Raw genomic sequence first — 2,661 nt, 5'->3', positions numbered from 1 at the left:
TGGTGTGACGTTGATTTCTCCTCCGCCTCATCATGATATTTATTCTATCGAGGATCTGGCTCAATTGATCTTCGACTTGAAGCAGGTTAATCCCGATGCGCTTGTCTCTGTGAAACTTGTTTCTGAGCCAGGTGTCGGGACGATTGCTGCTGGTGTTGCAAAAGCTTACGCTGACTTAATCACTATTTCGGGTTACGACGGTGGTACTGCTGCTAGTCCATTGACCTCTATTCGTTATGCAGGCTCTCCTTGGGAGCTAGGCTTGAGCGAAGCACATCAAACGCTTCGCGGTAACGACTTACGTGGTAGCGTTCGTTTACAAACAGATGGTGGTCTTAAAACGGGACTTGATGTTGTAAAAGCTGCGATGTTGGGTGCTGAGAGCTACGGTTTCGGTACAACGCCGATGGTGGCTCTAGGTTGTAAATACCTCCGTATTTGTCACTTGAATAACTGTGCAACAGGTGTTGCTACGCAGAACGAAAAACTGCGAGAAGAGCACTTTAAAGGCACTGTCGAAATGGCGATGAATTTCTTCCGCTTTGTGGCTGAAGAAACGCGTGAATGGATGGCTAAGTTAGGTGTTCGTAGTCTTGAAGAGCTCGTAGGCCGCACAGATCTTCTCGAAGCATTAGAAGGCTCGACTGACAAGCAGAAGCAACTCGATCTTAGCGCTATTTTATCGGATGGTGGGGTAGCAGAAGATAAGCCGCACACCTGCGAAGTCGTGCGTAATGAGCCTTTCGATCAAGGCTTGTTAGCGGAGCGTATGGTTGAGGAATTGCTTCCAAGTATTGAAGGTAAAAAGGGCGGTGAATTTAGTTTCAACGTGACTAACTGTGACCGTTCAGTTGGTGCTCGTCTGTCTGGCGAAATCGCTAAACGTCACGGTAACCAAGGTATGAGCGAACAAGCAATTACGCTCAAGCTTAATGGTACTGCAGGCCAGAGTTTTGGTGTGTGGAATGCTGGCGGCCTGAACATGGATCTAGAAGGTGATGCAAACGATTATGTCGGTAAAGGCATGACCGGCGGTCGTCTTGTGATTCGTCCGCCAGTAGGAAGTGTATTTAAGACTCAAGAAACGTCTATTGTCGGTAACACCTGTTTATACGGTGCAACCGGTGGTGAGATGTTTGCTGCAGGTACTGCTGGTGAGCGATTTGGTGTACGTAACTCCGGTGCTGTAGCAGTAGTCGAAGGTGCTGGTGACCACTGCTGTGAATATATGACTGGCGGTCAAATTACCGTGTTGGGTAATACTGGCTACAACTTTGGTGCTGGTATGACGGGCGGTTTTGCGTACGTTCTAGATCAGGACAATAGTTTCGTTGATAAGTACAACCGCGAGTTGGTTGAGATCCAGCGAGTTTCATCTGAAACAATGGAGCCTTATCGCAATCACTTGCGTGGCGTCATTCAGGAACATGTTGCTGCAACAAACAGCGCATGGGGTCAGGAAATTTTAGATAACTTCGATGATTTTATTACGCGTTTCTGGTTAGTAAAACCAAAAGCAGCAAGCTTGCAAACGCTTCTAAATAACGTCAGAACACGCCCTGAGTAAGGGCGTATCGTCGAAGATTATGCTTAAAGAGGTAAGAAATGGCTAAGCGTTTAGATAATAACTTCCAATTTATTGAAGTTGGCCGTTGTGACCCCAAGAAGGTTCCAATGGTTGATCGAACGGAAGGTTTTGGCGAAATTTACGAGACATTCCAGTCAGAAGAAGCTGCTGAGCAATCACATCGTTGTTTGTCATGTGGTAACCCATACTGTGAATGGAAATGTCCGGTACACAACTTTATTCCAAACTGGTTGAAGTTGGTGTCAGAAGGCAACATTTTAGAAGCGGCTGAATTGAGTCATCAAACGAACTCACTTCCTGAAGTATGTGGTCGCGTATGTCCTCAAGATCGTCTTTGTGAAGGTGCTTGTACTCTGAATGATGGCTTTGGTGCCGTCACGATTGGTTCCGCGGAAAAATACATCACAGACACTGCATTTGCGATGGGATGGCGTCCTGACATGTCTAAAGTTGTCTGGACTGACAAAAAGGTCGCGATTATTGGTGCCGGTCCAGCGGGTTTGGGCTGTGCTGATATTCTAGTGCGTAATGGTGTTAAGCCTGTTGTGTTTGATCGTAACCCAGAAATTGGCGGCTTGCTGACGTTTGGTATTCCTGAGTTCAAACTAGAAAAGAACGTGATGTCTTTGCGTCGCGAAGTGTTCACTGAGATGGGCGTAGAGTTCCGTTTGAACGTAAGTGTTGGCGAAGACGTGACTATCGATGAGCTGTTAGCTGAATACGATGCGGTATTTATGGGAATGGGCACCTATTCATATATGAAAGGTGGTTTCCCTGGTGAAGATTTGCCAGGTGTTCATGATGCCCTTCCGTTTTTGATCTCGAACGTAAATCGTCGCCTTGGTTTTGAGAAAGCGCCAGAAGATTTCATTGATATGAAAGGCAAGCGTGTTGTCGTCTTAGGTGGTGGTGATACCGCAATGGATTGTAACCGTACCTCTATTCGTCAACAAGCTGAGAACGTAACGTGTGCGTATCGTCGTGACGAAGAAAATATGCCTGGCTCTCGTAAAGAAGTTCAAAATGCGAAAGAAGAGGGTGTGCAGTTCTTATTTAATCGTCAGCCAGTCGCT

2 protein-coding genes are annotated in these 2,661 nt (G+C 46.5%); both read left to right on the top strand.

Annotation, left to right across the window (positions count from 1 at the left end):
* Positions 1-1,567 (top strand): glutamate synthase-related protein (locus tag A3739_RS11690; protein ID WP_255376777.1); only part of this gene is annotated, 1,567 nt, incomplete at its 5' end.
* A 38-nt stretch (positions 1,568-1,605) separates the two neighbouring features.
* Positions 1,606-2,661 (top strand): FAD-dependent oxidoreductase (locus A3739_RS11685; protein ID WP_068501490.1); only part of this gene is annotated, 1,056 nt, incomplete at its 3' end.

The organism is Oleiphilus sp. HI0067 (genome assembly GCF_001635735.1).
This window is presented reverse-complemented; position numbering and strand designations above follow the sequence as displayed.